Source organism: Pseudonocardia sp. SID8383 (assembly GCF_009864975.1).
Lineage (GTDB): Bacteria > Actinomycetota > Actinomycetes > Mycobacteriales > Pseudonocardiaceae > Pseudonocardia > Pseudonocardia alni.
In genome coordinates, this window is the sequence record NZ_WWFY01000654.1 from 1 (window position 1) to 5,358 (window position 5,358).

The 5,358-nt window shown below is 75.4% G+C and carries 8 protein-coding genes; 5 read left to right on the top strand and 3 right to left on the bottom strand.

Annotated elements, in window-relative coordinates; genetic code table 11:
* Nucleotides 1–396: hypothetical protein (locus GTW08_RS16130; protein ID WP_202417240.1), on the bottom strand; the 396-nt coding region annotated here is incomplete at its 3' end.
* 492 nt (nt 397–888) lie between these two features.
* On the opposite strand from GTW08_RS16130, the gene GTW08_RS16135 reads away from it, so the two are divergent.
* The 3 genes from GTW08_RS16135 (at nt 889) to GTW08_RS16145 (ending at nt 3,227) form a co-directional block, all read left to right on the top strand.
* The gene (locus GTW08_RS16135; protein WP_083658065.1) at nt 889–1,707 is read left to right on the top strand and encodes an SGNH/GDSL hydrolase family protein; all 819 of its coding nucleotides are present in this window, start codon (nt 889–891) and stop codon (nt 1,705–1,707) included.
* 111 nt (nt 1,708–1,818) lie between these two features.
* Nucleotides 1,819–2,643, top strand: a complete 825-nt coding sequence (locus GTW08_RS16140; protein ID WP_161152163.1) for a glycerophosphodiester phosphodiesterase — start codon at nt 1,819–1,821, stop codon at nt 2,641–2,643.
* Between the two features lie 113 nt (nt 2,644–2,756).
* A complete protein-coding gene (locus tag GTW08_RS16145; RefSeq protein WP_100878075.1) occupies nt 2,757–3,227 on the top strand; it encodes a hypothetical protein in 471 nt (156 codons plus the stop codon).
* Here GTW08_RS16145 and GTW08_RS16150 read toward each other — a convergent pair.
* Entirely contained in the window at nt 3,203–3,598 is a 396-nt protein-coding gene (locus tag GTW08_RS16150; RefSeq protein WP_073574195.1) for a YkvA family protein, read from the bottom strand. The genes GTW08_RS16145 and GTW08_RS16150 overlap by 25 nt on opposite strands.
* Nucleotides 3,599–3,675: 77 nt before the next feature.
* Nucleotides 3,676–4,119, bottom strand: a complete 444-nt coding sequence (locus tag GTW08_RS16155; RefSeq protein WP_073574196.1) for a CBS domain-containing protein — start codon at nt 4,117–4,119, stop codon at nt 3,676–3,678.
* A gap of 118 nt (nt 4,120–4,237) precedes the next feature.
* On the opposite strand from GTW08_RS16155, the gene GTW08_RS16160 reads away from it, so the two are divergent.
* Together GTW08_RS16160 and GTW08_RS16165 are read left to right on the top strand one after the other, a co-directional pair.
* Nucleotides 4,238–4,702, top strand: coding sequence for a MarR family transcriptional regulator (locus GTW08_RS16160; RefSeq protein WP_073574417.1), 465 nt, complete (start codon nt 4,238–4,240; stop codon nt 4,700–4,702).
* 11 nt (nt 4,703–4,713) lie between these two features.
* A complete protein-coding gene (locus tag GTW08_RS16165; protein WP_073574197.1) occupies nt 4,714–5,268 on the top strand; it encodes an NADAR family protein in 555 nt (184 codons plus the stop codon).
* Nucleotides 5,269–5,358: the final 90 nt, after the last annotated feature.

Below are 5,358 nucleotides of genomic sequence, written 5' to 3' on the forward strand. Positions count from 1 at the left end.
CAGCGAGGCGATGGTGGCCGGGTCCGCGATCGGCGAGGCGGCGTCGTCCGCGGCGGCCCGCGGGGCGGGCACGGCGGCGGGGAGCGCAGCGTCCTGGTTCGACACCGACGACGATCCCGCCGTGTCGAACCAGGACGTCACGGTCGCGGACAGGTCGCCGGAGCCGACACCCGCGTGGGCGGTGGCGGCGATACCGCCCACCGCGACGACGGCGGCGGTGATCCGGGTCGAGGCCGCCCAGCGCGAGCCGTCCTCGGCCCGGGCGTCACGGGCGTGCCGGACGTGCGGACCTGCGGAGAACGAGCCGACCGGGACCCCGATCCCGGCCACCGCGAACTGCGGGGCCAGGAGCGCGAGGCTCGCCTGCCGGCTCCGGGGGGAGCGATGCCGTGCCACGACCCTTCCTTCCGGATCCCGGAACGGCGGACAACCCGTGGGGAGCGGGCGGCCCCCTGGGGAGGAGCCGCGTCCGGTTCGTGACCGTTCCGTGATCTGACACCGACGCTAGCCGGACGCACCGGACGGACAAACCCGATCGGGTGATCACGAGACCGACGGGACGTTGCGGGCGGTGAGCGGACGACGCCGGCCACTCGCCCCGGCCACCTGCCGTTCACCGTGGCGTCGGTCCGGCCGATCCACCTCGGACATGGCCCTGAGCTGGGCTTTCCGTCGACCGCGCGCCGCGGCCGAGTGGTCGTGGCCGGGGGCGTCGCGGTCCACCCCCTCACCCACAGTGAGGGCGTGTGCGCGGCGGCTCCCCGAGGCGCGCTCCGCGGACGCGGCCGGCCCGGGACCCGTTCGGCGCACCTCGTCGTCGACGGCGCGTGCACCCGCTCACCCGGTGCCCGGATTGCCGCCACGGTGCCGCGGGGGTTGTCTGGACGGGTGCGCCGCCTCCTGGTCCCCCTGCTGACGTGCGCGTTGCTGGTCGTCCTGGCGCCGGCGGCCCTCGCCGCCCCGGCACCGGCCACCGCGGCCGCCGCCCCCGTCCGGTACGTCGCGCTCGGTGACTCCTACGCCGCGGGCGTCGGGGCCCGGCCGGACCCGGCCACCGGCGACTGCCGGCGCAGCACCGCGTCCTACCCGGCGCTGTGGGCGGCCCGGCACGACCCGGCGTCGTTCGTCAGCGTCGCGTGCAGCGGCGCCACCAGCGGCGAGGTGATCGCCCGGCAGGTGCGCACCGTCTCCGCCGACACCACCCTGGTGACGATCACCGTCGGCGGCAACGACACCGGGTTCGGTCCGGTCCTGGCCGCCTGCAGCACCGCCCGCGACGACGAGACCTGCCTGCGCGCCGTCCGGGGCGGGGAGCGTGCCGCCCGCTGGGTCGCGCCCGGCGGGCTGATCTCGACCATCGTCGGGGTCCGGCTGCAGGCCCCCGGCGCGACGATCCTGGTCCTGGGCTACCCGCGGCTGTTCGAGCCGGGCGCCGACTGCGACGTCCCCGGCGTCCCGAACGCCGTCCGCCGGGAGGCGTTGAACCGGGCCGCCGACACCCTCGACGCCGCCCTGGCCGACGCGGCAGGGCGGTTCCGGGGCCGGTTCGTCGACGTCCGTGCCGCGTTCGCCGGGCACGGGATCTGCTCCGCCGACCCGTGGATCACGCCCCCGCCCGCGTCGGCCCCGGCGGTCTACCACCCGACCGCCCAGGGCTACCGCGACGGCTACCTGCCCGCGTTCGAGGCGGCCGTCACCCTCCCCTGACCACCAGGTCCTCGCCCGCTCGTCCCCCGGCGGACACCCGCTCGACATCGGCCGGACCGGCCACGCCACGATGGTTCCCAGGCACCGCCCCCGATCCTGAGGACCCACCTCGTGCGACGCCTGCCCGGAACCCTCCTCGTCCCCGCCGCCCTCCTCGCGACGGCCACGTCCGCCCTCGCCGACTCCGACCGTCCCCGGCCCGGTCCGGAGGTCGTCGCGCACCGCGGCGCCTCCGCCGACGCCCCGGAGAACACCCTCGCCGCCGCCGACGAGGCGCTGGCCCAGCGGGCCGACGCCGTCGAGGTCGACGTCCAGCGCACCGCGGACGGTCACCTCGTGCTCGTCCACGACGCCACGCTGGCCCGCACCACCGACGTCGCACAGGTCTTCCCCACCCGCGCCATCGCACCGGTCGGCGCGTTCACCCTCGCCGAGCTGCGCCGTCTCGACGCCGGGTCGTGGTTCTCCCCCGCCTCCGCAGGGGAGCGCATCCCCACCCTCGGGGAGTTCACCGACCGGCTCCGCGGTCGCGCGGACCTGCTGGTCGAGCTGAAGGGCCCGGCGCGGTACCCGGGAATGGAGAAGGAGGTCGCCTACGAGCTCGACGGCCGGCGCGGGGTCGTCGTGCAGTCCTTCGACCACGACGTGATGCGCAGCTTCGCCGAGGCCGCCCCGGAGGTCCCGGCCGGATGGCTGTTCGACGGGCGCCCGACCGCGGCGCAGCTCGACGACGCCGCCGCCCACGGGGTCACCCAGATCAACCCGTCGTTCGAGGTCGTCGACGCCGCGCTGGTCGCGGAAGTCGCGGCGCGCGGGATGCAGACCGGGACGTACACGGTCGACGACCCCGACGACATGCGGCGGATCGCGGCCACCGGGGTGGACCGGATCATCACCGACCGGCCCGCGGTGCTGCGGACGGTCCTCGCAGGCTGACGCGATCCGCGTCCGCGCCGCCGACCCACCGCCGACATCCACCTCACACCACGCGCCCTAGACTTCCCCTCGCGGCGCGGGCACCTTCCCGGCCGGTGAGTGGAGGATCGGGGATGACGGCTGTACGGCGGCCAGGACTGCTCGTCCCGGCGGCACTGGCCCTGCTCCTGGTGGCGGGCTGCGGCAGCTCGCTGGCGACCCAGCCGGGTTCGTCGTCCCGCACGGTCGTCACGACCCAGAACCGCCCGTCCAGCCCTTTCTGCGACGCCGTCGAGGCGAGCCGCACCGCCACCCAGCCGTTCAGCGGGGTGGGCATCGGCCGCTCGATCTCCGATGTCGGCGAGGTCACCGCGAACGTCCGGCAGGCCAACCAGCAGGTCACCTCGCTCGCACCGCAGGAGATCCGCGCGGACTTCGAGCGGGTGGACCAGCTCGTCGAGCGTCAGCTCGACCTGCTGGAGGCCAACGGCGGGGACACCCTCGCCGTCGCCCGTGACCCGGAGATCGCGCAGGACCGGGCGGACCCGGACTACCAGGCCGCGTCGCAGCGGATCCGGGACTACGTGCGGTCGACCTGCGCCTGACCGTCGACGACGACCGGTGCGGTCCGCCGCCACCCCAGGTAGCGGTCGGCCTCGACCAGCAGGGCCCCGCCCAGCCACATCGCGACGACCGCGTCGTCGCCGAGGCCGAACACGGTCAGGAACGCCTCGGGCACCAGGTCGACCGGCGACACCAGGTAGGCCAGGGCCATCAGGAACAGCGCGACCCGGCCCTTGCCGAGGTGCGGGTAGGTGCCGCGCCAGGCGTCGCCGGCCATGGCGGGCAGCGCCCGGAACCGTTCGACGGGTCCGGGCTCGCCGGGGCGGCCGCGACGGGTGAGGGCACGGAAGAGTGTCGCGAACGCGGCCGTGCGGCCGGCGCGGCGACCTGCGGTGGCACTCGCTGCAGTCATGTCCGGTCCAACGCACGGCACACCCCGGTCGTTCCCGGCGAAACGGTCACGTCACACCGGGGACGACCGGGGCGGGGTCAGTGCGAGGCGAGGTAGATGTCGCGCAGCACCCCGGCCTCGGTGCTCATCTCGGCCAGCCGCTGCTTGACGACGTCACCGATGCTGATCATCCCGACGAGCCGTCCGTCGTCGACGACGGGCAGGTGGCGGTGACGCCAGCGGTTCATCAGACCCATGGCCTCGGTGAGCGAGTCCTCCGGCGAACAGGTCACGACGTGCCGGGTCATGACGTCGGCGACGGTGAGATCCAGCAGGCCCGCGCCGTCGGTGGCGAGCCGGCGCACGATGTCGCGTTCGGAGACGATGCCGTCGACGCGTTCGCGACGGCCGTCGTCGGAGACGACGAGCGCGCCGATCGCCGGCGGACCGGCGAGCCGGGTCGCGGCCTCGGCGATGGTGTTCCACGACAACGCGGTGTGCACCGTGTCGCCCTTGATCCGCAGGATGTCCGACACCTTCATGGAACTCTCCCTTCGACGTCCCTATTGTTGCGCTTGCGCAGTAGTTGTGCAATGGCAAAGATTGATCGACGCATCGGTCAGCGCGGAGTAAAGATCGCCGGTGAGGGAGGTGGACGGGATGACCGACGCACACGGCCGAGATCGGGATCCCCCGGACGGCGCGACGGTGGAGGCGGGCCTGGCGCTCGCGCGCGCGTTCACCGGCATCAGCGTGCGCGCGGTGGCGGCGGCCGGGGACGCCGTGACCGTGCCCCAGCTGCGGGTCCTCATGCTGATCGCGGACGCGGGGCGCACCAACGTCACCGCGGTCGGTCGTGAACTCGACGTCCACCCGTCGAACGCCACCCGGGTGCTCGTGCGTCTCGGGCGGGCCGGCCTGGTCGAACGCCGCCCCGACCCGGACGACCGGCGGCACCTGCTCGTCGAGCTCACCCCGGCCGGACGGGAGCTGATCCGCGAGGTCGACGCCCACCGTCGCGCCGCGGTCGCCGACCTGCTGGGCCGGGTCCCGCCCGAGCGACGAGTGGGCGCGGCCGACCTGCTGTCCGCGCTGGCCGACGCGGCCGCCCCGCCGACGCCCTAGGATCGGAGGGCGTGAGCGAGGACGCCCCGACCGACGTCGCATCCCTGCGGGCCGCCGTCGCGGCGGGGGCGCGCCCGCGGTTCGTCCCGTTCTGGGGTTCCGAGCCCGCCCCGGGCGACGTGCACGTGCTGAGCCAGTGGCATCCGTCGCCGTTCGTCGTCGACGGGGTCCGCTACGCCACCGCCGAGCACTGGATGATGGCGGCCAAGGCCCGTACCTTCGGCGACGACGACGCGCTGGACCGCGTCCTGTCCGACGACGACCCGGACACCGCCAAGCGGGCCGGGCGCGAGGTCCGGGGCTTCGACTCGCAGGTGTGGGCCGCGCGCCGGGTCGAGGTCGTCGTCGAGGGCAACCGGGCGAAGTTCCGCTCCGCCGAGCGGCTCACCGCGGCCCTGCTGGGCACCGGCGACGCGGTGCTCGTCGAGGCCTCCCCCGTCGACCGGATCTGGGGCATCGGCCTGGCCGCCGACGACCCCGACCTCGGCGCGCCGGACCGCTGGCCCGGCCGGAACCTGCTGGGCTTCGCCCTGATGCGGGTGCGCGCCGGGCTCGGGAGCCACTGACCCCGACCGGCCCGGGTCAGACCGCCCCGGGGTACCGGGAGCGGCGCGGACGGCGGGCCCGGCGCGCCACCAGCACCGCCCCCACCCCGG

What these genes read in the sequence shown, in the direction of transcription:
- GTW08_RS16145 (WP_100878075.1), top strand. Translation starts at nt 2,757, where the DNA reads ATGACGGCTGTACGGCGGCCAGGACTGCTCGTCCCGGCGGCACTGGCC.
- GTW08_RS16150 (WP_073574195.1), bottom strand. Translation starts at nt 3,598, where the DNA reads ATGACTGCAGCGAGTGCCACCGCAGGTCGCCGCGCCGGCCGCACGGCC.
- GTW08_RS16155 (WP_073574196.1), bottom strand. Translation starts at nt 4,119, where the DNA reads ATGAAGGTGTCGGACATCCTGCGGATCAAGGGCGACACGGTGCACACC.
- GTW08_RS16160 (WP_073574417.1), top strand. Translation starts at nt 4,238, where the DNA reads ATGACCGACGCACACGGCCGAGATCGGGATCCCCCGGACGGCGCGACG.